24 protein-coding genes and 1 tRNA gene are annotated in these 23,952 nt (G+C 68.0%); 7 read left to right on the plus strand and 18 right to left on the minus strand.

Going from position 1 to position 23,952, the window contains the following annotated elements:
• Positions 1-205: 205 nt before the first annotated feature.
• The 11 genes from MTE01_RS05405 to MTE01_RS05455 form a co-directional block, all read right to left on the minus strand.
• Positions 206-278: transfer RNA gene (locus MTE01_RS05405), tRNA-Thr, on the minus strand.
• Positions 279-343: 65 nt separating this feature from the next.
• Entirely contained in the window at positions 344-1,015 is a 672-nt protein-coding gene (deoC, locus tag MTE01_RS05410) for a deoxyribose-phosphate aldolase (RefSeq protein ID WP_103206132.1), read from the minus strand.
• Between the two features lie 60 nt (positions 1,016-1,075).
• Positions 1,076-2,617, minus strand: coding sequence for an alpha/beta hydrolase (locus MTE01_RS05415; RefSeq protein ID WP_246077990.1), 1,542 nt, complete (start codon positions 2,615-2,617; stop codon positions 1,076-1,078).
• Complete coding sequence (locus MTE01_RS05420; protein ID WP_170210615.1) at positions 2,614-3,792, minus strand: DNA polymerase III subunit delta'; 1,179 nt, start codon at positions 3,790-3,792, stop codon at positions 2,614-2,616. The genes MTE01_RS05415 and MTE01_RS05420 overlap by 4 nt, the downstream gene beginning before the upstream one ends.
• 68 nt (positions 3,793-3,860) lie before the next feature.
• Entirely contained in the window at positions 3,861-4,535 is a 675-nt protein-coding gene (gene tmk, locus MTE01_RS05425) for a dTMP kinase (RefSeq protein WP_141376120.1), read from the minus strand.
• Positions 4,532-7,396: a type I DNA topoisomerase gene (topA, locus tag MTE01_RS05430; RefSeq protein ID WP_141376123.1), complete on the minus strand. Its 2,865-nt coding sequence runs from the start codon at positions 7,394-7,396 to the stop codon at positions 4,532-4,534. The genes tmk and topA overlap by 4 nt, the downstream gene beginning before the upstream one ends.
• A gap of 60 nt (positions 7,397-7,456) precedes the next feature.
• A complete protein-coding gene (locus tag MTE01_RS05435; protein ID WP_103206129.1) occupies positions 7,457-7,786 on the minus strand; it encodes a helicase in 330 nt (109 codons plus the stop codon).
• Positions 7,786-8,109 carry a TadE family protein gene (locus tag MTE01_RS05440; RefSeq protein WP_103206128.1) on the minus strand — a complete coding sequence of 108 codons (324 nt, stop codon included), beginning with the start codon at positions 8,107-8,109 and terminating at the stop codon, positions 7,786-7,788. Before MTE01_RS05440 ends, MTE01_RS05435 begins: the two co-directional genes overlap by 1 nt.
• A 2-nt stretch (positions 8,110-8,111) precedes the next feature.
• A complete protein-coding gene (locus tag MTE01_RS05445) occupies positions 8,112-8,348 on the minus strand; it encodes a DUF4244 domain-containing protein (RefSeq protein WP_103206127.1) in 237 nt (78 codons plus the stop codon).
• 36 nt (positions 8,349-8,384) lie between these two features.
• Positions 8,385-9,245, minus strand: a complete 861-nt coding sequence (locus MTE01_RS05450) for a type II secretion system F family protein (protein ID WP_170210616.1) — start codon at positions 9,243-9,245, stop codon at positions 8,385-8,387.
• Positions 9,246-9,289: 44 nt separating this feature from the next.
• Positions 9,290-10,270, minus strand: a complete 981-nt coding sequence (locus MTE01_RS05455; protein WP_174799646.1) for a TadA family conjugal transfer-associated ATPase — start codon at positions 10,268-10,270, stop codon at positions 9,290-9,292.
• A gap of 439 nt (positions 10,271-10,709) precedes the next feature.
• On the opposite strand from MTE01_RS05455, the gene acs reads away from it, so the two are divergent.
• The 5 genes from acs (at position 10,710) to MTE01_RS05480 (ending at position 16,357) form a co-directional block, all read left to right on the plus strand.
• On the plus strand, positions 10,710-12,677 hold the full coding sequence (acs, locus tag MTE01_RS05460; protein ID WP_141376127.1) for an acetate--CoA ligase: 1,968 nt from the start codon (positions 10,710-10,712) through the stop codon (positions 12,675-12,677).
• Positions 12,678-12,799: 122 nt separating this feature from the next.
• Positions 12,800-13,093, plus strand: a complete 294-nt coding sequence (locus MTE01_RS17490) for a WXG100 family type VII secretion target (protein ID WP_141376129.1) — start codon at positions 12,800-12,802, stop codon at positions 13,091-13,093.
• Positions 13,094-13,414: 321 nt separating this feature from the next.
• Positions 13,415-14,083: a hypothetical protein gene (locus MTE01_RS05470; protein WP_218026323.1), complete on the plus strand. Its 669-nt coding sequence runs from the start codon at positions 13,415-13,417 to the stop codon at positions 14,081-14,083.
• A 403-nt stretch (positions 14,084-14,486) separates the two neighbouring features.
• A complete protein-coding gene (locus tag MTE01_RS16975) occupies positions 14,487-15,164 on the plus strand; it encodes a hypothetical protein (protein WP_170210617.1) in 678 nt (225 codons plus the stop codon).
• A gap of 233 nt (positions 15,165-15,397) precedes the next feature.
• Positions 15,398-16,357 (plus strand): hypothetical protein, encoded by a 960-nt coding sequence (locus MTE01_RS05480; RefSeq protein ID WP_141376135.1) that lies wholly within the window; start codon positions 15,398-15,400, stop codon positions 16,355-16,357.
• Positions 16,358-16,485: 128 nt separating this feature from the next.
• On the opposite strand, the gene MTE01_RS05485 is transcribed toward MTE01_RS05480, so the two are convergent.
• The 7 genes from MTE01_RS05485 to sp36 form a co-directional block, all read right to left on the minus strand.
• A complete protein-coding gene (locus MTE01_RS05485) occupies positions 16,486-16,914 on the minus strand; it encodes a YbaB/EbfC family nucleoid-associated protein (protein ID WP_141376137.1) in 429 nt (142 codons plus the stop codon).
• Entirely contained in the window at positions 16,914-17,801 is an 888-nt protein-coding gene (locus MTE01_RS05490) for a WXG100 family type VII secretion target (protein ID WP_141376139.1), read from the minus strand. The genes MTE01_RS05485 and MTE01_RS05490 overlap by 1 nt, the downstream gene beginning before the upstream one ends.
• Entirely contained in the window at positions 17,801-18,106 is a 306-nt protein-coding gene (locus MTE01_RS05495) for a hypothetical protein (protein WP_141376141.1), read from the minus strand. The genes MTE01_RS05490 and MTE01_RS05495 overlap by 1 nt, the downstream gene beginning before the upstream one ends.
• Complete coding sequence (locus MTE01_RS05500) at positions 18,103-18,537, minus strand: YbaB/EbfC family nucleoid-associated protein (protein WP_141376143.1); 435 nt, start codon at positions 18,535-18,537, stop codon at positions 18,103-18,105. The genes MTE01_RS05495 and MTE01_RS05500 overlap by 4 nt, the downstream gene beginning before the upstream one ends.
• A 46-nt stretch (positions 18,538-18,583) precedes the next feature.
• Positions 18,584-19,306, minus strand: a complete 723-nt coding sequence (locus tag MTE01_RS05505; RefSeq protein WP_141376145.1) for a phosphatase PAP2 family protein — start codon at positions 19,304-19,306, stop codon at positions 18,584-18,586.
• A gap of 131 nt (positions 19,307-19,437) precedes the next feature.
• Positions 19,438-19,905 (minus strand): RidA family protein, encoded by a 468-nt coding sequence (locus tag MTE01_RS05510; RefSeq protein ID WP_141376147.1) that lies wholly within the window; start codon positions 19,903-19,905, stop codon positions 19,438-19,440.
• Complete coding sequence (gene sp36, locus MTE01_RS05515; protein ID WP_056229468.1) at positions 19,902-20,120, minus strand: Sp36 family protein; 219 nt, start codon at positions 20,118-20,120, stop codon at positions 19,902-19,904. The genes MTE01_RS05510 and sp36 overlap by 4 nt, the downstream gene beginning before the upstream one ends.
• A 119-nt stretch (positions 20,121-20,239) precedes the next feature.
• On the opposite strand from sp36, the gene MTE01_RS05520 reads away from it, so the two are divergent.
• Positions 20,240-22,933, plus strand: coding sequence for a transglycosylase domain-containing protein (locus MTE01_RS05520; RefSeq protein WP_141376149.1), 2,694 nt, complete (start codon positions 20,240-20,242; stop codon positions 22,931-22,933).
• A complete protein-coding gene (locus tag MTE01_RS05525) occupies positions 22,933-23,856 on the plus strand; it encodes a metallophosphoesterase (protein ID WP_141376151.1) in 924 nt (307 codons plus the stop codon). The genes MTE01_RS05520 and MTE01_RS05525 overlap by 1 nt, the downstream gene beginning before the upstream one ends.
• Positions 23,857-23,952: the final 96 nt, after the last annotated feature.

Raw genomic sequence — 23,952 nt, forward strand, 5'->3', positions numbered from 1 at the left:
TCAGCCTATCGGGCTGCCACCGGGCTCACCGGAGACGGACCCGGCTGCAGCGCCTCGAGACGCCGCGTCGCGATCAGAGCGAGAGTGAGCGGCGGAGCCGCGACCCTCGGGGCCGACCATAGACGGAACAGCGCGGAAGAGGCGGTCGGGTATCTCGTCGACGAAGAAAGGCCCCCACCCGGTGGAAGCGGGTGAGGGCCTTCGGAGCCGCCTAAGGGAATCGAACCCTTGACCTATTCATTACGAGTGAATCGCTCTGCCGTCTGAGCTAAGGCGGCATGTGCGCGCTGTCGCGTGCACGATCATCGATCTTACATGCTCCAGCGGGTGTCGAGGTACGCGGTCAGTAGTCGCCGGCCGCGGTGCGGTCGGCGAGGATGTCACGGCTCGACGACAGCCCCAGGCGTGTGGCGCCCGCGGCGATCATCTCTTCGGCGGCGGCGCGGGTGCGCACGCCCCCGGAGGCCTTGACCTCGGCGCGGTCACCGACGGTGCGCTTCATCAGCTCGACGGCGTGGGCGCTCGCGCCGCCGGCGGGATGGAAACCCGTCGACGTCTTCACGAAATCGGCGCCCGCGTTCACCGCGGCCTCGCAGACGGCGATGATCGCCTCGTCGGAGAGCGCCGCCGACTCGATGATGACTTTCAGCACGGTGGGGGCGGGAGCCGCGGCGCGGACGGCGCGGATCTCGGACTCGACGATGTCGTAACGCCCCTCGACGGCCGCACCCACGTCGATGACCATGTCGATCTCATCGGCGCCCTGGGCGACCGACAGGGCGGCTTCCGCCGCCTTGACCTCGGCGTGGTGCTTACCGCTCGGGAAGCCGCACACGACCGCGAGCTTGAGTCCCTCCGGCAGCTGCACCGGCAGGAAAGAGGGCGAGATGCACACGCTGTAGGTGCCGAGCTCGGCGCCCTCGGCGATGAGGCGCTCGACGTCGGCGCGGGTGGCCTCGGGCTTGAGCAGCGTGTGGTCGATGTAGGTCGCCAGGTCGGCGATGGGCGCGGTCATGGGGTCTCCTCGGGGTGTGACGTCATCAGCCTAGGCGGGCAGGCGGCCGGGCGCGCGGCGCTACTCGCAGCGCAGCCCCTGGGCGGGCACGGCGCCGTCGACCAGATAATCGTCGACGGCCGAGTTCACGCAGTCGTTGCCCTTGTTATAGGCGAGGTGTCCCTCACCCACGTAGGTCACGAGCACGCCCTGCGAGAGCTGACCGGCGAGCGCTTGCGCCTCCGTGTACGGTGTGGCGGGGTCGCCGGTCGTACCGAGGACGACGATCGGCGGGGAGCCGGGGGCGGTGATCGCCGCGCGCTTCCCGGTCGGCGGTGCCGGCCACGCGGCGCACGCGTCGGGCCCGAGCCAGTACGGTGCGACGACCGGCGCCTTCTGCTGAAGCTCCTGCTCGATCTGCGGGTCGTTCTCGTCGCCCTCGTCGGGATAATCGACGCAGTTGTAGGCGCGCAGCGCCTGCATCGTGTTGTCCTGGTACTTCCCATCGACGCGACCGTTGTAGAAATCTGCGAGCTGGAAGGCGACGGAGGCATCACCGTTCTGCACGCCGGTCAGAGCGATTCGGAGGTACGGCCAGTTCTGGTCGCTGTAGAGCGCCGCCACGATCGAGGTCACGAGGGTGTCCGCGCCGAGCTGTCGGCCATCGGGGCCGGTCAGGGGACGAGCGTCGACCCGCTCGAGCAGCGAGGAGAGGTCGTTCATCGCGTCGTCGACGGAACCGGTGAACGGGCAGTCCGAGCTCTTCAGGCAGTCCGCCATGAAGGCGCGCAGGGCGTTCTCGAATCCGACCGCCTGGGCGATTCCGCTCGCGGTGCTGGGCAGGCTGGGGTCGATGCCGCCGTCGAGCACCATCCGGCCCACGCGATCGGGGAAGAGCCCCGCGTACGTGGTGCCGAGGAACGAGCCGTACGAGAAACCGAGGTAGTTGAGCTTCTTATCGCCCAGGACAGCCCGAAGCAGGTCCATATCGCGTGCCGCGTTCTCTGTGGAGACGTACGGCAGAATGCCGTCGCTGTTCTGCTGGCACGCCTGTGCGAAGTCGGCCTGACGCTTTTCGAGGGCGGAGTTGCGCTCGTCGCTGCCGCGCGCTCCCGGCGGGATGTCGTAGAGGAACGCATCCATGCCCGCCGCGTCGTAGCAGGTGACCGGGGCAGACTGGCCGACACCGCGCGGGTCGAAGCCGATGACGTCGTACTCCCTCGTGAGCGTCTCGTCCGCCACGAGCGAGAGGGAGTCGCGCACGGTGGAGACACCGCTCACGCCGGGCCCGCCAGGGTTGGTCAGGAGCGAACCCAGGGGCTGTCCCGATGTCGCTCGGTGGCGGATGACGGCCAACGACAGCTCGCCCTTCGACGGGTCGGAGTAGTCGCGCGGAGCCGTGACCGTCGTGCAGTCGAAGCCCGCCGAACCGCAGTCGGTCCAGCTGAGTTCCTGCCCGTAGTACGGCAGGAGCGAGGCGTCGATGCCCTCGGTCTGCGGAGTCAACGACGGGCCTACGGCGGGAGCCATGGGCGGGATCTGCGCGTAGAGGCAGGCCGACAGAGTGAGGACCAGACCCGCGACGCCCGCAACGACGGCCGCGAGCCGGCGGCGCACGCTCACGGGGCGGATCCGTTGGCGACGGTGATCATGAGACTCTCCAGCGCCAGCAGCGGGGCGGCGTTCTGTTCGAGGTTGCGGCGGGTGACCGATATGCGGTCGAGGACTCCGAGTGTGCGCGAGGGCGACCATTCCGAGGCCAAGGCGCGCAGGGCATCGAGGCGCTCGCTGTTCACGAGATCACCTTCGCGGCCGTATTGGATCATCACGACGTCGCGGAACAGCGACTGCAGGTCGGTGAGCACGCGGTCGATGCCGTCGCGCAGGCTGCGGGTCGCCCGGCGCTTCTGATCGTCTTCGAGGGCGTTGACCTGACCGCGCACGGACGGCGGCACCGCGGCCCCCTCGGCCACGCCGAGCATGCGCAGGAGCGAGCGGCGCTCCTCTTCGTCACGGGCGGCCGTGAGCGCCTTGGCGTCGTCGGTCGCCAGGCGCACGATTCGCCCGGCGACCTCGACGGCGTCGCCGATGCCGCGGACGGCGAGAACGGCGGCGAGGGTCTCGGCCCGACGTCCGCGGGCGTCGTCGTCGGTGGCGAGGCGTTGCGCCATCCCGATGTGGCGCTGTGCGTGCCGGGCAGATTCTTCGGCGATATCGGGGCTGACTCCCGTGCGCTCCACGACGAGAGCGGCGACGTCGGAGACGGACGGCTCGCGCAGGCGCAACACGCGCACGCGCGAGCGGATGGTGGGCAGAAGGTCGGCGTCGCTGGGCGCGCAGAGGACCCACACCGTCTTCTCGGGTGGCTCCTCGAGGGCCTTCAACAACACGTTCGAGGTGCGTTCCGCCATGCGATCGGCGTCTTCGACCACGATTACACGGTGACGACCGAGCGAGGGGGCGAAAGACGCGCGTTCGACCAGTCGGCGCGCCTCGTCGATGCGGATGACGACTTGCTCGGTGCGCAGAGCGGTGAGATCGGGGTGCGTGCGGGCGAGCACCTGACGCTGCGCCGGTTCGTCACCGGGATCGGCGATGAGTGCCGCGGCGAACGCGTACGCCAACGTGGAGCGACCGGAGCCCGGAGGTCCGGTGATGAGCCAGGCGTGGGCGAGCGCGGAAGGATCGGACGCCGCGTTCTGCAGCGTCTGCACCGCCTCGTCCTGCCCCCACACGGCATCCCAAGGAAATGCCGCCGCCCCCGCAGCGGGAACGGACGGATCGAGGGCGATGGACATGGGCTCCAGCCTAACCGCGGGGTCGGACACGGCCGCTGGCGTTCGACTGTGGATCGCCCGGCGCTGCGTCAGCTGAGGCGCGCGAAGACCGCGGCGCGCACGTGGCGCGCGAGCTCGTCCGCCGGAAGTGTGGCGTCGAGCACGAGGAACCGCCGCGGTTCAGCGACGGCGAGGGCGAGGAAACCGGCCCGCACACGCGCATGGAACTCGCTCTTCTCCGCCTCGAGCCGGTCGAACGGCTTGTCGTCGGCATCCAGTCGACGACGCGCTGCAGCGGGATCGAGGTCGAGCAGCACCGTGAGGTCGGGGAGGAGACCGCCCGTCGCCCAGAGCGACAGGGTGCGGATGTCGTCGGCATCCAGGACCCTGCCCGCGCCCTGATAGGCGACCGAGGAGTCGAGGTAGCGGTCCTGGATCACGACGTCGCCGCGGGCGATGGCCGGCTGAACGACGGTCTCGATGTGATGAGCACGATCCGCCGCGTACAACAGGGCCTCGGCTCGCGCCGCGATATGACCGCGATGATGCAGGACGATGTCGCGGATGCGCACTCCCACCTCGGTACCACCGGGTTCGCGCGTGCGGACGACCGTATGGCCACGCGAGCCCAACCAGTCCTCGAGCATCGATGCCTGGGTCGTCTTGCCCGCGCCGTCGCCGCCCTCGAAGGTGACGAACAGGCCGGGGCCCCCGGCCGAGGCCGCCCGGGGGACGGTCAGCGGCCGGGTGGGGTCGTCGGTCACGACTTCTTCGCCGGCGCCTTGCGCGTGGATGCCACCTTGGGCGCCGCCGCTGTGGTGGCGGCGGTCTTGGCCGCCGCGCTCTTGGTCGCGGTCGTCTTCGCCGCCGTGGTCTTTGCCGCGGCGGTTCTGGTCGCCGTGGTCTTCGCCGCGGTCGTCTTCGTCGTGGCCTTCGTCGCCGACTTCGCCGGGGCCTTGCGGGCGGCCGTCTTCTTGGGCGCCGGGCCCTTGGCGCGTTTGTCGGCAATCAGCTCGACCGCACGCTCGAAGGTGATGGCCATCGCGTCCTCGCCGCGGGGAACGGTCGCGTTGGTTTCACCGTCGGTGACGTAGGGGCCGAAGCGGCCGTCCTTGAGCTTGATGGGCTTGCCGCTCACGGGGTCGGCGTCGAATTCCTTGAGCGCGCTGGACGCCCGGCGGGCGCCGTACTTCGGCTCGGCGTACTTGGCGAGGGCCTGCTCCAGCGTCATGTCGAAGATCTGCTTCTCGTCGTCGAGCGACCGCGAGTCCGTGCCCTTCTTGAGGTAGGGACCGAAGCGACCGTTCTGCGCGGTAATCTCGTCGCCCGATTCGGGATCGGTTCCGACGACGCGCGGGAGCGAGAGGAGCTGCAACGCCGTGTCGAGGTCGACGGTGTCGACCGACATCGACCGGAACAGCGACGCCGTCCGGGGCTTGGGGGCCGCTTCTTTCTTCGCCCCTCGCTTTTTCGGAGCCTCCACGACCTCGCCCGTGGCCTGGTCGACCTCTTCGGGTTCCTCGGCGTCGACTTCTTGCACGTAGGGACCGAAGCGGCCGTCCTTGACGACGACGAGCTTGCCGTTGTCGGGATTCTCCCCCAGCACACGGTCGCCGGCGACGGGGGCGTCGATGAGCTCCTGGGCTTTCGCGGGCGTGAGCTCGTCGGGAGCCAGGTCTTCGGGGATGTTGACGATACGGGGCTTCGCGTCGGGGCCGGCTGAGGGGTCGGTGACCTCGAGGTAGGGGCCGTACTTGCCGAAGCGCAGCGTCGCCGTGTCGGTGATCCGCGTGGAGTTGAGTTCGCGAGCGTCGATTTCGCCGAGGTTGTCGACGATGTGACGCAGGCCCACCTGCTTCTCGGATCCGAAGTAGAACGACTTCAGCCACTCCGTACGACGCTGCTCACCGCGCGCGATGGCGTCGAGATCGTCCTCGAGGGCGGCGGTGAAGTCGTAGTCGACCAGATCGGCGAAGTGCTCCTCGAGCAGGCGCACGACGCTGAAGGCGAGCCAGCTCGGCACGAGGGCCTGGCCGCGCTTGCTGACGTAGCCGCGATCGAGGATCACGCCGATGATGCTGGCGAACGTCGACGGGCGACCGATCCCCTTCTCTTCCAGCGCCTTGACCAGGCTGGCCTCGGTGTAACGCGGCTTCGGAGAGGTGCTGTGACCCTTGGGCTCGACGTCGCTGACCGACAGCGTGTCGCCGACGGCGACGGCGGGGAGGGACTGATCGGCGTCGTCATCGTTGCGCTTCTCGTCGGCTCCTTCCTCGTACGCCTCGAGGAAGCCCTTGAACGTGTAGACGGTCCCGGATGCCGTGAACTCGGCGACCTGTGCACCGGCTTTCACCGTGAGGGTGACGGTCGTCGTCTCGTACTTGGCGTCCGCCATCTGGCTGGCGACGGTGCGCTTCCAGATGAGGTCGTAGAGCTTCTGCTCGTCGCGATCGAGCGAGGAAGCGAGCGACGCGGGCGTGCGGAAGGTCTCGCCCGAGGGACGGATCGCCTCGTGCGCTTCCTGCGCGTTCTTCGACTTGCTCTTATAGACGCGCGGGTTCGCAGGGACCGCCTTGTCGCCGTAGAGAGCGACGGCCTGAGCACGCGCTGCCGAGATGGCCTGCCCCGAGAGGGCGACCGAGTCGGTACGCATATAGGTGATGAAGCCCTTTTCGTAGAGTCGCTGCGCGACGCCCATGGCGTGCTTGGCGCTCATGGAGAGCTTGCGACCCGCCTCCTGCTGGAGTGTGGAGGTGGTGAAAGGCGCGCGAGGACTACGCGTGCCGGGCTTGGCCTCGACCTTGGCGACGGTCGCGGTGCCGGCGGCGGTGATGGCGTCAGCGAGAGCGCGGGCCTGTTTCTCGTCGAGCACGACGACGGCCTTCTTGAGCTGACCGTTGTCGTCGTAGTCGCCGCCGCGGGCGATGGGCGCGCCGTCGAGACGGTTCAGGCGGGTGGTGAAGGAGGAGCCGGACTGAGACGCGAGAGCCTCGACGTCCCAGTACGAGGCGGAGACGAACGCCATGCGCTCGCGCTCACGCTCGACGACCATGCGGGTTGCGGCGGACTGCACACGACCGGCGCTGAGGGCGGTGCCCTCACGACCCGAGCCGACCTTGCGCCAGAGCACCGGCGACACATCCCAGCCGTAGAGGCGGTCGAGAACGCGACGCGTTTCTTGCGCGTCGACGAGGGAGACGTCGAGCTCACGGGTGTGCTCGGCCGCTTCCTTGATGGCGTCCTTGGTGATCTCGTGGAAGATCATGCGGCGGACGGGGACCTTGGGCTTGAGAACCTCGAGCAGGTGCCACGCGATGGCCTCGCCCTCGCGGTCACCATCAGTGGCGAGCAGGACTTCGTCGGCGCCCTTCAGCGCCCGCTTGAGCTCGGCGACCGTCTTGGTCTTGCGGTCGTTGACGACGTAGAAGGGATCGAAGTCGTTCTCGACGTCGATGGAGTACTTGCCGTACGCCGCCTTCTTGTCAGCCGGGATCTCTTTCTTCGACGCGAGGTCGCGAATGTGACCGACCGAGCTGAGCACCTCGTAGTCGTCGCCGAGGTATCCCTGGATCGACTTCATCTTCGTCGGGGACTCGACGATGACGAGCTTCTTTCCGTTTGCCACTGGGGTCCTTTCGTCGATGCACACCATACACACGCCTCCCTGTTCGGGTTCCGGGAGGTCTCACGGGATCGCGGCCTCAGGGGGTCCGGCCCGCGAGCGCGCATCGAATGAAATCCCACCGTACGCCCCGGCGACGGTGATGGTGGCGATCAGGCCCTCGACATCGCACTCCCGAAGGCTCGCGTTCCCGGCCTCAGCGATGCGCGCAGCCTCGTCGCAGGGCACACCCGTCACCGCTCCACTCGCGGCGTCCGCGGCCGCGAGGGCGGCGGCATCGGCTGTCCCCGCGAGGCGTTCGGCGGCGAGCGCCGCGCCGCCGACCACGCCCAGAGCGGCGATGAGGCCCGCGATCACCGCGGCCACGCCGACGCTGGACACGGCGCCCGCCATCAGCGACCCCCGTCGAGGGCGCAGGCCCGAGCGGATGCGGGCGGGAGCGGAAGCGCGAACGGCACCGGCAGCGATGCGCGGACGCACACCACTCCCCCGCCGCGGTTCACCGACGCGTCAGCACCGATCTCTGCGAGGCGCGCCAGCGCCCCGCCGTCACCGCGTCCGAGGAGACGCGCGGCCTCCGCCGTCATCTGCTGCGCACGGACAGTGGTTGCCACCGAACCGAGCACACCGGCGCCCAGCGCAAGGACGAGAAGGACAGCAGGCAGCGCCACGGCGAACTCGGCGGTGACCGCCCCACGCTCCCCGAGCTGCGGCATCCTCACTGGACCGTCAGTGCCCGACGCACGAGATCCGTCAGAATTCCGCGCACCTCGTCGCTGCGCATGATCATGACCAGCAACCCCGCGAACGCCACGGCCGCCATGGTCGCGATGGCGTACTCGGCGGTCGCCGCACCCCGTTCGTCGAGGAAGAGGGCTCCGGCACGTGCGCTCGTCAGTGGGGGCAGGTCTGCCCCCCGTCGAGGACGCGGGGCAGTGGGAACGAAACGGAACACGGGAACTCCTTCTTTTCAGGGGTGGATGGACGGAGATCACGGCAGCGCCGTGGATCGTAGGACGGCGAGCGCCGTGGGGACGACCGCGATCACAAGGAACGCCGGGAGGGTGCACAACCCGAGGGGCACGAGCAGGCGTGTCGAGAGCCGTGCCGCGGACACGCGGCCCGCGCTCCGAGCCCGGTAGCGCGCGATCCATGCGTCGCCGCGCAGCAACTCGGCAGCCGGAACTCCGGCGCGAGTGGCCAGCTCGAGGGTGTCGATGACATCGGTGCGCCCGGTGGGGTCGAAGCCGAGATGGCCGATCAGCCCCCGCGCCCGGTCGACGGAGACGCCCGCAGAGAGCGCCACCGCCCACAGCTCGGCCTCGAGCCCGGGGATCGCAGACGGCGGCTGGGCCCTGCGGGAGAGACGCCGCATCCACAGGTACGCCGTCGCCATGAGAGTGAGCCCGAGCGCCAGACAGCACTGCCCGAGGGGATCTCCGAGCAGCGTGCCGACCGGGTCGAAGCCCAGGAGACCGCCGAGCGGGACGCCGACAAGAGGTAGCCAGCCGAGAAGGCGTGCGGTCGCGGCCGGCTCGGCAAGAGCGACGCGCACGTCGGAGGACACCTCGGCCGTCTCGCGCAGCGCGCCCACGACCGAGCGGAGAGCATCGGACAACGGGGCCCCTGCGGCCACGGCCACGCTCCAGATCGCCGCGAGACCGCTCCACGAATCCCCGGCCTGCCGAAGGACCGTGCCGACGTCCGCTCCCCGCTCGGCGGCGTCCGCAGCGGCGGTGAGCGTCGGATCACCGCTCTCGGCGAGATATCTCCAGGCGAGAGTCGGGGCTGTTCCGCCGGACAGCAGGACGGCGAGACGCAGAACCGTCTCGATCGGATCGGCGGCCCTCACCTCGCGACGTCGATGTCGCTCGGGTCGGAGCGCTGTCCGCGCCTTCACGTCCACTTCTCCGGCTCGATGAAGAGGCGCCCGTCCCTGACCACGGGCCGGCCCAGGCCGGTGATGCATCGACGCCCGTCGACCCGGTCCACGTGGATCACCGCGTCGATGGCCCCGGCGCTCTGACGCGCACACGTTCTGGCATCCATCCCCGCGAGCGCACACAGGGCTTCGAGACGCGTCGCGACCTCGGCCAGGCTGCTGGCATGAAGGGTCCCCGCTCCACCATCGTGGCCGGTGTTGAGCGCCATGAGGAGGTCTCGGATCTCTTCCCCTCGGCACTCGCCGAGGATCAACCGGTCGGGGCGCATGCGCAGCGCCTCCCGCACGAGGCGGGAGAGGGAGATGCCGCCGGCACCTTCGATGTTGGGTTGCCGAGCCTCGAGCGCGACGTGGTGGGGGTGGTCGGGGTGGAGCTCCGCGACCTCTTCGATCGTGATGATGCGTTCCGTCGCGGGGACCCGCGACAGCAGAGCTGCGAGGAGAGTCGTCTTTCCCGCCCCGGTCGGTCCGGCGATGAGGACGTTCTCGCAACCGTCGACCAGAGCCTGCAATCGCTCCTGTTGATACGCGGAGAACATGCCCGCGCGCTGCAGGTCGGACAGGTCGGGGCCGTCGAACGCGGGGACCCGGACGGAGATGCTCGTTCCGCTCGCGGCCACGGGAGCGAGAACGGCGTGCACCCGCACGCCCCTCTCGAGCCGGACGTCCACGCACGGCGATGCATCGTCGAGGTGTCGTCCTCCGAGCGCGATCAGATGCACCGCCAGACGGCGCACCTCTGCTTCGGTGGCCTGCCACGATGTCACGCGCTCGACCCCCTCCCCCCGATCGACGAAGAGTCCTCGGTCGCCGTTGACGAAGAGGTCGGTCACGCCCGGGTCGTCGAGGAAGGGGCGGAGGAAGGCCACTGCCGGATCGAGCGTGTCGACGGCCGCGGCGTCGAAGCCGCTTCCGAGCGGGGCGAGGGAGGTCACGACGACGACGGTAGAGCTGCGATGCCCTGGGCTGCGGGCCGGCAGAGGCGAACGGTGGATGCGGCGCGAACACCCGTTCCTGGGGAGGAACAAGTTCGAGGAGGCGCGGCCACCTCTCGTCAGCGAGAGCCGCCGGCGCAAAAAAAGGGGGCGGCATCCCTACAGTGGGGGGCGAGGGATGCCGCCACGCGCCGGGGAAAAATTGGGGGGCTCCCCCCGACGCGAGTGCCGGAAGCGATGTTCGGGCGCTAGCTAGAGTACGCGTGCAAATCAGTCAGGCCAACTCGACCGACCTATTCATGGCGATATATCACCTGTTTCCCATCCACCCCGATCCCATCTATCGGAGGTGGCCGGTGTCGGAGGCGGTCGATAGCGTGACCGAGGTGAGGACACCGCGCGCAGGTGCGCGGGTCCGTGAACGCGAAGGAGCGCCGCGATGAGCAGCCAGATCGATCACCTCCTCAACGAGACCCGCCGGTTCGCGCCGTCGGCCGACTTCGCCGCGCAGGCCGTCGCCGACCGCACCCTCTACGAGCGCGCCGCAGCGGACCGCGAGGGCTTCTGGGCCGATCAGGCGCGTGAACTGCACTGGCACACTCCCTTCACCCAGGTGCTCGACTGGTCGAACCCCCCGTTCGCGGAATGGTTCGCCGACGGAGAGCTGAACGTCGCATACAACTGCCTCGATCGGCACGTCGAAGCGGGCAACGGCGATCGCATCGCTCTGCGCTGGGAGGGCGAGCCCGGCGATCAGCGCAACGTCACCTATGCCCAACTGACCGACGAGGTGAAGCGCCTGGCGAACGTCCTCACCGAGCTCGGCGTCGAGCGCGGCGATCGCGTCGCGCTGTATCTGCCGATGATCCCCGAGGCCATCGCCTCGATGCTCGCCGTCGCGCGCATCGGCGCCGTGCACTCCGTCGTCTTCGGCGGATTCTCGGCCGACAGCCTGCGTGCGCGTATCGACGATGCCGGCGCCAAGCTCGTCATCACCGCCGACGGAGGATGGCGAAAGGGGAAGGTTTCCCCCCTCAAGCCCGCTGTCGACCTGGCGCTCGCCGACCGCAACGGCTCCGGTGAGCAAGAGACCGTCGAGCACGTGCTCGTGGTCAAGCGGGGCGGCAACGAGGTCGACTGGTCCGAGGGCCGCGACCTCTGGTGGCACGACGTGGTTCCGAAAGCCTCCGCCGACCACGAGGCCGAGGCGTTCCCCGCCGAGACCCCCCTCTTCATCCTCTACACCTCGGGAACCACCGGGAAGCCGAAGGGCATCCTTCACACGTCGGGCGGGTACCTCACCCAAGCCGCATTCACCAACCGCGTCGTCCACGACGTCCACCCCGAAACGGACGTGTACTGGTGCACCGCCGACATCGGCTGGATCACAGGACACACCTACGTCACGTACGGTCCCCTAGCCAACGGCGCGACGCAGCTGCTCTACGAAGGCACCCCCGACACGCCGCACCCGGGACGCTGGTGGGAGCTCATCGAGAAGCACGGCGTGACGATCTTCTACACGGCGCCGACCGCGATCCGTTCGTTCATGAAGATCGGGCGCGACGTGCCGCAGAAGTTCGATCTGTCGTCGCTCCGTCTGCTCGGTTCGGTGGGTGAGCCCATCAACCCCGAAGCCTGGATCTGGTACCGCGAGATCATCGGCGCCGACAAGACCCCCATCGTCGACACGTGGTGGCAGACCGAGACCGGTGCCATCATGATCTCCGCGCTCCCCGGAGTGACCGAGACCAAGCCCGGCTCTGCCCAAGTGCCGATCCCCGGCGTCTCGATCGCCGTGGTCGACGAGCAGGGCGAGCCGGTCGGCAACGGCAGTGGGGGCCTCCTCGTCATCACCGAGCCCTGGCCGAGCATGCTCCGCGGCATCTGGGGAGACCCCGACCGGTACCGCGAGACCTACTGGGAGAAGTTCGCTGACAAGGGCTACTACTTCGCCGGTGACGGGGCCCGTCTCGACGACGACGGCGACGTGTGGCTGCTCGGCCGGGTCGACGACGTCATGAACGTGTCCGGCCACCGGCTCTCGACGGCCGAGATCGAGTCCGCCCTCGTCGGACACGAGGGCGTCGCCGAGGCCGCCGTGGTCGGCGCGAGCGACGAGACCACCGGCCAAGCCGTCGTCGCGTTCGTCATCATCAAGAGCCGGTACCTGAAAGAGCACCCCGTCGAGGGCCTCGGCGACGAGCTGCGCACCTGGGTGGGTCAGCAGATCGGTCCGATTGCCCGCCCCCGTGACGTCTACATCGTCGGCGAGCTGCCGAAGACCCGCTCGGGCAAGATCATGCGCCGTCTGCTCCGCGACGTCGCCGAGGGCCGCGAGGTCGGAGACACCACCACCCTCGCCGATACGGCAGTCATGAGCGTCATCAGCGCCCAGGTGAGGTGAAATTCGGTTCCGGATGCCGAGGGCTTCGGCATCCGGGATCTTCCGGCGAACCCGAGCGCGGCGCTCTCCGTGGCCGTGCGATCTCGTATTGTGACAGGGGTCGAAACCATTGTTCCGGGGGGATGAGCGTGGCGGATCACATTCGAATCGAGTTCGGCAGGGTCGGTCAAACGGTCGAGGTGCTCCGCGCCGCGTCAGGGGGAATCCGAGGCGAGCTCGACGCACTCGACGCGCGACTGGCGACCATGGAAAGCGGGTGGCGAGGCGAGGCGCGGGAGGCGTACTCCGTCGCACGCGCCCAGTGGGAAGAACGGATGCGGTCGATGCAGACGCTGTTGGAGGGGTGCGCGGAGGTACTTCTGCGAACGGGTGAGGCGATTGCCGCGACGGAGGATTCGCTCGCTAAGTCCTTCTGATCGCTTCGGTCTGCCTACACTGCGAACGTGATTTTCGGCAAGCGAAGGCATGAGCAGACTGCGCAGCAACGCGAAGAGCTGAAAGCTGCCGCCGCCGAGCAAGGGTGGCGGTGGAGCGACGCCCAGCCCGCCCCCGCTTTCGAACTCTCGGAGGCGGCCCTTCGAGGCCCCGAGCGGTTCAAAATCTGGACGGTCGGCTTAGGCGATGTCGTCGACGGCATGGTGAACACCCGTCCCTTTCGCGCCGCGCGACTCATCGGCTACGACTACACCACGACGAACGGAGGCATCCCGTACGGGGATCGTCGCGAGACGAGCGCGGTGTGGATCGACCTGCCCGACTCGCTGCCCGAGATCCGTCTCGTAGACGCTTCGTCGACGGAGAAGGACGAGGGGCTCCCTCTTCCCCCACTGAACCCTGCGAGGACGACCGACGGACGATGGCGGGTCGAAGGTTTCGTCCCGCAGTTCGCCTCGGACCTCCTTCATTCGACATTCGTCACGGCGCTTGCGACCCTTCCCCCTCTCACAGCCGTCGTCATCCGCGCGGGAATGATCCTCGCCTACGGATTGCAGCGCTACGATGCGCAGACCATTCGAACCGTCGCGACGACCCTTGCTGCACTGATCGAGGCGGTGCCCGGCAACGCCTGGGGCCGCGCCGACGCTCTCGTCGCGGGCACCGGGGTGTTTCCACGGCGCGTCCCCGGCGGGGCCGGCCTTTCACTCGACCAGCGTCTTGTGCGCCCCGACTGGAAAGGCTTCGGGCTGGCGGAGAAAGTGCCGTGGCCAGACGCGCCCGGCGCCCCGAAGAATGTCATGTTGAAGCGCAGCCAGGCGGTAGAGGTGTGGGAGCCCACCCACGACGATGCACCGGGCTTTTCCCTGAGCGCACAATTCGGACGTGCGACCATCGGCTCGGGGATGCCTTTGGGCATCCCGACCGTGGCCTCCACGATCTCGCAGGGCGTGGCGGCTCCGCGTGCCTGATCGCCGGGGCTGATCACAGAGCGACGGGAGCCTGAGCGTCACCTTCGTCACGCGTCGCCGGGAAGGACCCGCGTCACGCCGCGAAGCAGCAATTCGACGGGCCACTCGTCTCACCCGGATTTCCTCGCGAACTCGGTAAGCGCGCCTAAACTTCGAACGTAAGGTTCGGAAAGCCCAGCGCCACGAAGCACAGCAGCGCCGAGAGCTCCTGCGCCAGGGGGCGTCGGCAGCCGGATGGACGTGGGAGGGTGCAGCACCCGCACCGATTTTCGAGTTCGGCGAGGCCGCGTTACGCGGTACGCCCTATCACGACATCTGGATGATCGGTGTCGCGGATGCCCTCCGAGGTAGCGTCGGTGAGCGAGATTTTCAGGCCGGCCGTCTCATGGGATACGAGTACGGAATGACGAACAGCCGCATTCCGCATGGCGATCTTCGCAAGACGAATGCGGTGTGGATCTCGCTGCCCGCCTCCCTTTCGGAGATCACGTTGGTGGACACGATGTCCTCTGAAAAGGATGCGGGTCTGTCGCTTCCCGTGTTGAATCCCCCTCGGACATCAGATGGCCGGTGGCAGGTGGAGGGCTTCATCCCCGCTTTCGCAACCGACCTTCTTCGACCCACGTTCACCCCGGCGTTGTCGAAAGTGCCGTCCGTGACGGCGATCGTCATCCGCGCGGGCTTCCTCATCGCTTACGGAATGCGCGCTCATGACGCCTCTACTATTGGACCCGTCGCCGACTCGCTCGCGGCACTGATCGACGCTGTGCCGTCGGGCGCGTGGGGACGTTCTGACGTCCTCGTCGCCGGCCTCGGTGTGTTCCCCCGTCGGACGGTCGGCGGTGCAGAGCTGAGGCTCGAGCAACGGCTGGTGCGACCTGATTGGAAGGGCTACGGTCTCGGCGGGAAGGTGCAATGGCGGCAAGCCTCCGACGCTCTGAAGCACGTGACGATGTCGCGACGCGAAGCGGTGGACGTCTGGGACGTGCCGCCGGGTACGCCTTCGGGAATCTACATCGGTACGCAGGCCGGCGGTTCAGACGTACCGACGGTCGCGTCGGCTCCTCATCATGGCGTCTGAGGAGCGCGATCACGCCCACGGGGAGAGTCGATGCCGTCCTGTCGGCGGCGGGTCGGTCGGCTTCGGAAGAACCGCGACATCGACGTCGTGTGACCGAGTACCGAAAGCGGCGGACGGCAGACTGGACTCAACCTCGCCGATAGCCGTCTCCGCGGCGTTTTCGCAGGCGGAGAGGCTCCGTGGGCATGATGGCATGACACCGAATTGATAGAGAGATCGAGGAGACGGCAGACGTGATCTTTGGCAAGCGGAAACGCGAAGAGGCCGCGCAGCGCCGTGCCACATTGCGGCATGACGTCACCTCTCAGGGGTGGTCGTGGAACGATGCGCAGCCTCCGTGCCCCTTCGAATTGGCCGAGGCCTCGATGCGCGGTGAACACGGCTTCGACATTTGGCCGGTGGGCCTGAGCGAGGTCATTGACGGATCTGTCGAAAAGCGCGCATTTCGAGCAGCACGTCTGATCGGCTACCGGTACAGCACGACAAACGGCGGCCTGCCCTACGGTGATCGCCGCGAGACCGCCGGTGTTTGGCTCGAGCTCCCCGCATCGCTTCCGGAACTTCGGATGGTCGACACTCTCGCAACCGAGAAGGACCTCGGTCTGGCACTCCCCCCTCTGGAACCTTCGCGCACGGCCGATGGACGCTGGCAGGTGGAAGGGTTCGTCCCCGCGTTCGCGACGGATTTGCTTCAGCCCGCTTTCGTCGAGATCCTGTCATCGCTCCCGCCCCTGAGCGCCGTCGTCATCCGTGCAGGCGTGATCCTTGCCTACGGCTTGCGGGACTACGACGTGCCGACGATCCGTGCGGTCGCTCACACGCTCGACGCACTGCTCGACAGGGTGCCCGCCAGTTCATGGGGGCGAGCGGATGCGCTCGTCGCTGGCGTCGGTGTGTTCCCCAATCATGACGCGGACGGTCCGCGCTTGGTTCTTGATCGTCGGCTGGTCCACCCGGATTGGAAAGGTTACGGTCTCGGCAACAAAATCCCCTGGCAGGAGGCGCCCGACGCACCCAGCAATGTGCTCATGAAGCGCAGCGAAGCGATCGACCGTTGGGAAGCGCCGTCAGGCGCACGGCCGGGGCTGAACGTGAGTGCACATGTGGGGAGCGCCTCTCTGGGCACGGCGACACCCCGCGGCATCCCCACTGTCGCGTCCACTCTCCTGTCGGGTCCGCGTCACGACAGCTGAGTGACGGAGTCGCGCACACGACGCGGGCGGATGTCGCGTGCAGAACCATTCCGCTTGTCGCACCACCGGTGGGCTGGGGAAGACACTCAGCGATGCCGGTGAGGCGGCGCCCTGCAGACCGGTCGACGCTAGCGGAGACCCTGAACCGGGCCTTCTGCATCGAGCAGGGATAGCGGACCGACGAGGCCAGCCCGCATCTCGCTCAACACCGAGGCCCCGGCCACTCCAGGATCGGCCTCCTCGATTGCGTTCGTCAGATTTTCCTGCAGGTTGGTGAGCGCCTCGCGAATCGTGGCGGTCACGAGACGGCTGAGGGCGCGCGGACCGAGAGCGACTCCGCGCGCGGAAACATGCAATTCGGTCAGAAGCCCGCGAGAGGACACGGTCGCTCTCACCTCGCCCTGGAACGACACGGCCGCCCCCTGGGCTGTCTCGACGGCCGTTCGAACCGCTTCGAAGGCCGTACCCCGTGCAATCGCGGCGGCATACTTCGCATCGCGAGCGGCGAGACGTTCCTGCACATCGAAGGGGACGCCGGAGAAATCAGGAGCGACCATCAGCGTTCCCCTTGCTGATTTGCGTCGGCCTCTGCCGATTTACCGACTCCGGCGTTGATGCCTTTGACAGCGTTGACCACGTCGAGTGCTTGGAAGTTGACCCGGAGCTCACCCACGTTGAGCATCTTCTCGATTCCCGCCGTCTCGACCTGAAATTCGCGACCGAACTGGGTGAAACGCTCGACGATTCCCTGAATCTTCTGCATCACCTCCTGAATCTTCTCGACCCACCGAGCGACCTGAGGAACGCGGGTCGCGATCTTGGTGCTGCATTGGGCGATGATCACCGGGAGCCCCACGCCGACGGTGGCCAGCGCCTCGACGACCGCCTGGATGAGCTGTCCGACGAGGTCGGCGATGATGCCCTTGACGATCTCGTAGACGATCTGGACGACGGATGCCGCCAAACGAAGCCCGTTCGCGTTGCTGTGGGCGGCCTCCGCAAGGGATCGCATGATCGTGGTGAGGCCGGTCGCGACCGTCTCGTACCCCGTGGCGGCGGCTCCCTGCCACGACTCACGAAGATTTCCGAGCGCCTGATCCCGGTCGTCCGCGACGGCAGTGAGGGCGTCTCCGACGTTGTCCCAGGTCTTGCCGAGTGCGCGCACCATCTCGGGGCTGCCGGTGAGCAGCTCCAGCTCTTCATGCAGCGGCGACATGTAATCGAGCAGGAACGATGCGCACGATGACGCGAGCGTCGCGATCGGGTTCGCGATCAGGCTGACGACATCGAGCGCTGAGCCGGCCGCATCGATCACGCCCGATGTGATGTTGCCGCTGCCGAAGTCGCGCACGGAATCAGCGATCCCCCCGGCGACCGGCAGCGCGCCCAGTACGGCTTCCCCGCTCAGCCCGCTCTCGTACGTCGGTGCGGCGATGAGCGACATCAGATGACCTTCGCGATCTCGGCGGCCAGGTGATCGTCGAGAAGAGAGTATGTCGTACCAGCCGCTGACACCGCGGTGGCCTCGGCGGCGAGTGCCAGGCGGAGCGCCGAGAGTCCGGCGACCGTCGTCGACTGCTGCAGGGTCACCACGGGAACGAGGAACGAGCAGAGCAATCCGAAAGCCACCGGCTGCAGTGCCACGGCACTCAACGCGGCCACGGCTGCGTCGTTCAACTGGTCGGCCGAGCCGTTCAGCCGAGAGGCGTGCGCGTGCAGCGCATCGGCCTGTACCTCGAGATCCGTCATCGTGGGCCCCCCTCGAACTCGTCTTTCACGGGCGTTGCGGCCGACGTCTCGGCGTCCAACCGCTGCACCCGCTCGAAGAGCTCGTCGATCCGCGCTGAGAAGTCGACCGCCGGAGCGGGCAGATGCGGTTGCAGGATCGCTGCCCGGATGGGCTCTGCCTGATTCTGCAGGTCTTCGATCGCCCGGGTCGTCGCCGACATCACCCACTCCGAGACGGTGGGTCCGTCGGCATCCCGGATCGCATCCGAGAAGGCAACATCGATGACGATTCCTTGATGGTCGACCGTCACCGTGGCCCCGTCTTCGTCGCTTCGACCCATCCCCGTCAGCGCGGCGAGCTCGCCCGACAGTTCCTCGGCCACATTCGACAGCTCTTGGGCTCGTTCCAATTGCCCGGCGATAGCGAGCAGCATCTGCGCGGCGTCATCCATGCGAGTCCTTCCCCCCGGTGATCGACTCGGCCTCGATGCTAGCGAATCAGCGCCCCCGCGACGAGACCGATCGTCGTATCGCGCGTTCGGCCGACGGGATGACGAGCATGGCCGCTCCCGCCCGCACCGCCGGATACACCCCCGCCACCCAGACGACGGATGCCATGGCGTCCCCGGCGTAGTGCACGCCGATGATCACGACCGACACCGACATCCCCACGACCAGCACCACCCCGACGACGATCCCCAGGGCGCGCCATCGCGTCGCCCAGAGCGCGCAGATCAACACGGCGGCGAACGATGCCGTGAAAGCGACGTGACCGCTCGGGAACGACGGGTCGGCCGTCGCGCCGACGGCGTGCGTCATCGCCTCGGACATCCCCGGCCGCGGCCGGTCGACGACGAGCTTCGCCGCTTCCGCGAGACCCCACGTCACGGCCACTCCCCCGAAGAAGGCGAGGGCGACCTGCCATCGGCGGGAGAGGAGGCCGACGGCGACCGTGGCGACGACCATGATGCCCGCCGCCGGCAGGGGTTTCAGCGAGCGGTAGAACCCCTCCGCCACCTGGGTGAGGACGCTGACATGCAGATGATGCACCGCGTTCGAGAACGCCACGTCGATCGGCACGAAGCGGAGGACGAATCCGGCGGCGAGGAGCACGACGATGGTCGAGATCGCCACCACGATGTCGCGCCGGAGGTGAGCCGAAGGAGTGAGAAGAGCGCTCTCGGCCGTCGACGGCCCACTCGGCGCGGAAGAAGAGGTCACGGGGGCATCCTGCCCCCGCACACTTCTGAATCAGCCGAGACACCGACGCGCCGACGACGAGAGGGACGCCCCGTGGCTACCAGGGCGTCCCTCTCGGACGGAGGCCGGGGTGCCGGCATCCGGGATCATCGTCAGGCGACGGTGAAGATCACCTCGACCTCGACGGGGCTGTCGAGGGGAAGGACGGGCACACCGACCGCGGAGCGCGCGTGGGCGCCGGTCTCGCCGAAGACCTCGCCGAGGAACTCGCTCGCGCCGTTGATGACGCCGGGCTGCCCGGTGAAATCGGGGACGGATGCCACGAAGCCGGTGAGCTTGAGCACGCCGGTGAGGTTGTCGACGCCGCCGACGAGGGCCGCAGCAGCGGCGATCGCGTTGAGCGCGCACTGACGGGCGTAGGTCTTCGCGTCGGCGGGGGCGACAAGACCCTCGGACTCGCCGACCTTGCCGGTCGCGGGCAGGGCTCCCTGGACCATGGGGAGCTGACCCGAGGTGTAAACGAGATCGCCATGGCGCTTGGCCGGGATGTAGGACGCGACCGGGGGAACGACCGCGGGCATGTCGACGCCGAGGGCGGCGAGGCGCTCCGAGACGCTCACTGCTGGCCCTCGAACTGCCGCGCGGCCGTCTCGGCGGCACCGAGGCCGGCGTTGGCCGCGCCGCCACCGGTGGGGCGCTTGAAGTAGGCGACGAGTCCACCCTCGGGACCGGTGACCACCTGCACGAGTTCCCACCCCTGCTTGCCCCAGTTGTTGAGGATCGCCGCGGTGTTGTGGATGAGCAGGGGGGTGGTGAGGTACTCCCACGTGGTCATGACGGGCTCCCGGAGGTGGCTCGGAGCGCGCAACGGTGATGCGCGCGAGGATGGACGCGTCCGCGCGCGAGCGCACGCCTTCAAGGCATCGCCCAGCAACGTCGCTTAGCATCAAGCCTATGCCCGAGAACAAACGAACGGCTAGCGGTGCCCTCGGCGGCATCGTCGGCCTGGTCGGCCTGAGCGCGGTCGCCGGACTCCTGGTCACCGCTGCCGTGACGCCGGCCATCGCCGTCTCCGGTGCCGCTGCCTCCAGCGCGATCACCGTCTTCGACAACATGCCCAGTTACCTGAAGCCCGACGAGCTCATGCAGCCGACGACGCTCATGGCCGGCGACCGGGTGCTGGCGAAGTTCTACGACCAGAACCGCTCCCCCGTCACCTTCGACCAGGTCAACCCGGTCATGTACGACGCGATCCTCTCGTCGGAAGACCCGCGCTACTACCAGCACGGCGGCGTCGACCTCATCGGAACGACCCGCGCCCTGCTCAGCAACGCCTCGGGCGGCGAGACGCAGGGTGGATCGTCGATCAGCCAGCAGTACGTCAAGAACGTGCTCGTGCAGCGCTGCGAGCGCGACGCCAAGGCCGTCGAGGCGACCGACACCACTCCCGCGATGACGCGCGACGAAGCGCTGCAGAAGTGCGCCCTCGAGGCCGTGCAGTCAGACGGCGCCGCCGGCTACCAGCGCAAGCTGCAGGAGATGCGGTACGCGATCCAGCTCGAGAAGGAGTACACGAAGGACCAGATCCTTCTCGGCTACCTGAATATCGCCAACTTCGGTGGCACCACCTACGGCATTGACGCCGCAGCGCGCTACTACTTCAACACCCCCGCCGCCAACTTGAGCGTCGGCCAGGCGGCAGTTCTCGCGGGCATGGTGCAGAACCCCAACCGCTTCCGAATCGACCGCCCCGAAGGCTCGATCAGCGACGGCGAGACCGCGTGGAATAAAGCACCCGACGGCTCGATCGACGACGTCGACCAGAGCACGATCCAGGCCCTCTATACGTTGCGCGACAACGGCGAGATCACACAGGAGCAACTCGTCAACGCCGCCGACGGCTACAGCGAGACCAAGGGCCGACAGCTCTACGTGCTCAGCCGTATGGAGGTCGACGGAAAGATCACGCACGAGCAGTATGTGGCAGCCGCGATCGAGCCGATCACCCCCAAGATCACACCGACCAGCCAGGGGTGCGCCTCGTCCGCCGCGCCGTACTACTGCCAGTACGTGGTGTCGACGATCCTGAACGATCCGGCTTTCGGCACTGACACCGACGACCGCGTGCGCGCCCTCCGCCAGGACGGCCTGACTATCCAGACGACGCTCGACTGGCGCGTTCAGGATGCCGCTCAGAACGCGATGAACGCGTACACGCCCGCAAGCATCGACGGCATGAACTTCGGTTCGACCGTCGTCAACCTCGAGTCCAAGACCGGGCGCATCCTCGCCATCGCGCAGAACACCAAGTTCACGCAGGACCCCGGGCAAGCGGAGTCCGATCCCTCCTATAACTCCGTGATCTTCGCGGGCGACAGCACGAACGGCGGGTCCATCGGTTTCAACGCGGGATCGACCTTCAAGCTTTTCACTCTCGTGGACTGGCTCCAGACAGGGCACTCCCTGAACGAGACGCTGAACGGCCGGATCGGTCCCGTGCCGAACATGACGAACTCGTGCACCGGCAACTACGTGAACAAGAACAACGACCGCATCAACAACTTCGGCAACGACGGCGGCTACGTCGGAACGCCGATGATGTTCACGCGCGACTCGCTCAACACCGGCTACCTCCAGATGGCGGCGCAGCTCGACCTCTGTGACATCGCCAAGACGGCCAAGAAGCTCGGCGTGACCCGGGGTGATGGTTCGGACATCACGATGCAGTACGCCAACAACGTCATCGGCAGCGATAACGTCTCTCCCATCGCGATGGCCGGGGCCTACGCCACGGTCGCCAACGGTGGGACGCTTTGCCAGCCCAAAGTGATCGACAAGGTCACCGACAGCAGCGGCGCGGAGCGTGCCATCCCCGAGCGCACCTGCTCGGCTGCGCTGACCCCGGAGGTCTCTGCAACGGCCGCATACGCCCTGCAGGGCGTCATGGCCCGTGGCGGGACCGGTGCCCGTGGCAACCCCGGCGATGGCACCCCCGTTCTCGGTAAGACCGGTACCCACGAAGAGTGGCAGACGTGGATGATCGAGTCGTCGACCAACACGACGACCGCCGCCTGGGTCGGCAACTACGAGGGCAGCGTCAACGTCTTCAAGAAGTTCTGGGGCGGTCGCGCTCTCTCGGACATCCGTTATCCCCTGGCGGCCGATGTGCAGCGCGCGTCCGACGACTTCTACGGCGGCGACCGGTTCCCCGACCCCTCGTCGAACCTCCTCCGCACCCAGATGCGGGATCTACCGAACGTGGTGGGGCAGAGCATCTCCGACGCCACCTCGACCCTCCAGAACGCGGGTTTCCGCGTCTCGGTCGGTGACCCCGTCGACTCCCCGTCGGGTCCTGACACGGTCGCCGCGCAGAACCCCGGTGCCGGTTCGGCCCCCGCGGGCTCGCAGATCACGTTGAGCCCCGGTAACGGCCAGGGTGCGACGGTGCCGAACGTGGGCGGGCAGACCGTTCCCGCGGCCCAGGCAGCACTGAACGCGGCCGGCTTCACGAACGTGTCCATCGGCGCCTGCCAGCCCGAGGGCAACGCTCCGAACGAGGGCCAGGTGACGGCCACGAACCCGGCCGCCGGCACGGCGACGAACAAGAGCGCCGCGATCGCTCTGTCCATCGTCGCGAAGAAGTGCTGATGACACGTCCTCTCGTGACGGCCGCCCTCGCACCCCTCGGGGTCGCGGGGGCGGCCGCTGTCGGGGCCGCCGTGTGGGGCGCGGGCATCGAGCGCTACCTGTTCACGGTGTGCTACCACGCGCTGCGTGTCCTCCCCAAAGGGGCCGAGCCGATCCGCGTCCTTCACGTCTCCGACGCGCACATGGCTCCCTGGCAGCACCGCAAGCAGGAATGGATGGCTCGTCTGTCCGAGCTATCGCCCGACCTCGTCGTGAACACGGGCGACAATCTCGGTCACCGCGACGGACTCATCGGCATCCGGACGGCCTTCGCACCCCTACGGGGTGTGCCCGGACTGGTCGTGCACGGGTCGAACGACTTCCAAGAGCCGGCGCCCCGTAACCCCCTGCGGTACTTTCTGGGGCCGTCCGGTCATCAGCCCGCGCACAAGCACCTCGATGTCGACGCCCTCGACCGGTATTTCACCGATGACCTGGGGTGGAGCATCCTCGACGACACCGCTGTGTCGCTCGAGGTGAAGGGCCTACGCGTCACCGCCTTCGGCGTCAACGACGCCCACCGCAAGTGGGACCACCCCGAGCTCATCCCCCCGGTGTTGGAACGCCTGGATGCCGCCGACCTCACGCTCGGCGTGATGCACGCGCCCTACCGGCGTACTCTCGACACGTTCACCGACCTCGGCGCCGACGTACTGCTCGCCGGTCATACGCACGGTGGACAGGTGCGGGTGCCGTTCCGCCGCGAGGCGCTCGTGTCGAACTGCGACATCCCGCTGGATCAAGCACGCGGGCTCAGCGACTGGACCCACGAAGGCCGCACCGTGCCGTTGAACGTCAGCGCGGGGCTCGGTCACTCGATCTACGCCCCCGTTCGCTTCGCGTGCCGCCCGGAGGCATCGCTGCTCACTCTGCTGCCGCGCTGACAACTTCTCCACAGCCGCCTCGGGGGCCGATCCGTGCACGGATCGGCCCCTTCGCGCGTCGAGAGGACGTGTCGTTCCCCGAAGATCGAGTTCCTC

Origin of the sequence: Microbacterium testaceum (genome assembly GCF_006539145.1) — a bacterium.
GTDB classification, from domain to species: domain Bacteria; phylum Actinomycetota; class Actinomycetes; order Actinomycetales; family Microbacteriaceae; genus Microbacterium; species Microbacterium testaceum.

Coding starts and splice junctions, on each gene's coding strand:
- deoC (WP_103206132.1), bottom strand. CDS start 1,015: ATGACCGCGCCCATCGCCGACCTGGCGACCTACATCGACCACACGCTG.
- MTE01_RS05420 (WP_170210615.1), bottom strand. CDS start 3,792: ATGTCCATCGCCCTCGATCCGTCCGTTCCCGCTGCGGGGGCGGCGGCA.
- MTE01_RS05435 (WP_103206129.1), bottom strand. CDS start 7,786: ATGGCGGGCGCCGTGTCCAGCGTCGGCGTGGCCGCGGTGATCGCGGGC.
- MTE01_RS05440 (WP_103206128.1), bottom strand. CDS start 8,109: ATGCCGCAGCTCGGGGAGCGTGGGGCGGTCACCGCCGAGTTCGCCGTG.
- acs (WP_141376127.1), top strand. CDS start 10,710: ATGAGCAGCCAGATCGATCACCTCCTCAACGAGACCCGCCGGTTCGCG.
- MTE01_RS17490 (WP_141376129.1), top strand. CDS start 12,800: ATGAGCGTGGCGGATCACATTCGAATCGAGTTCGGCAGGGTCGGTCAA.
- MTE01_RS16975 (WP_170210617.1), top strand. CDS start 14,487: ATGACGAACAGCCGCATTCCGCATGGCGATCTTCGCAAGACGAATGCG.
- MTE01_RS05485 (WP_141376137.1), bottom strand. CDS start 16,914: ATGGTCGCTCCTGATTTCTCCGGCGTCCCCTTCGATGTGCAGGAACGT.
- MTE01_RS05490 (WP_141376139.1), bottom strand. CDS start 17,801: ATGTCGCTCATCGCCGCACCGACGTACGAGAGCGGGCTGAGCGGGGAA.
- MTE01_RS05495 (WP_141376141.1), bottom strand. CDS start 18,106: ATGACGGATCTCGAGGTACAGGCCGATGCGCTGCACGCGCACGCCTCT.
- MTE01_RS05500 (WP_141376143.1), bottom strand. CDS start 18,537: ATGGATGACGCCGCGCAGATGCTGCTCGCTATCGCCGGGCAATTGGAA.
- sp36 (WP_056229468.1), bottom strand. CDS start 20,120: ATGACCACGTGGGAGTACCTCACCACCCCCCTGCTCATCCACAACACC.
- MTE01_RS05520 (WP_141376149.1), top strand. CDS start 20,240: ATGCCCGAGAACAAACGAACGGCTAGCGGTGCCCTCGGCGGCATCGTC.
- MTE01_RS05525 (WP_141376151.1), top strand. CDS start 22,933: ATGACACGTCCTCTCGTGACGGCCGCCCTCGCACCCCTCGGGGTCGCG.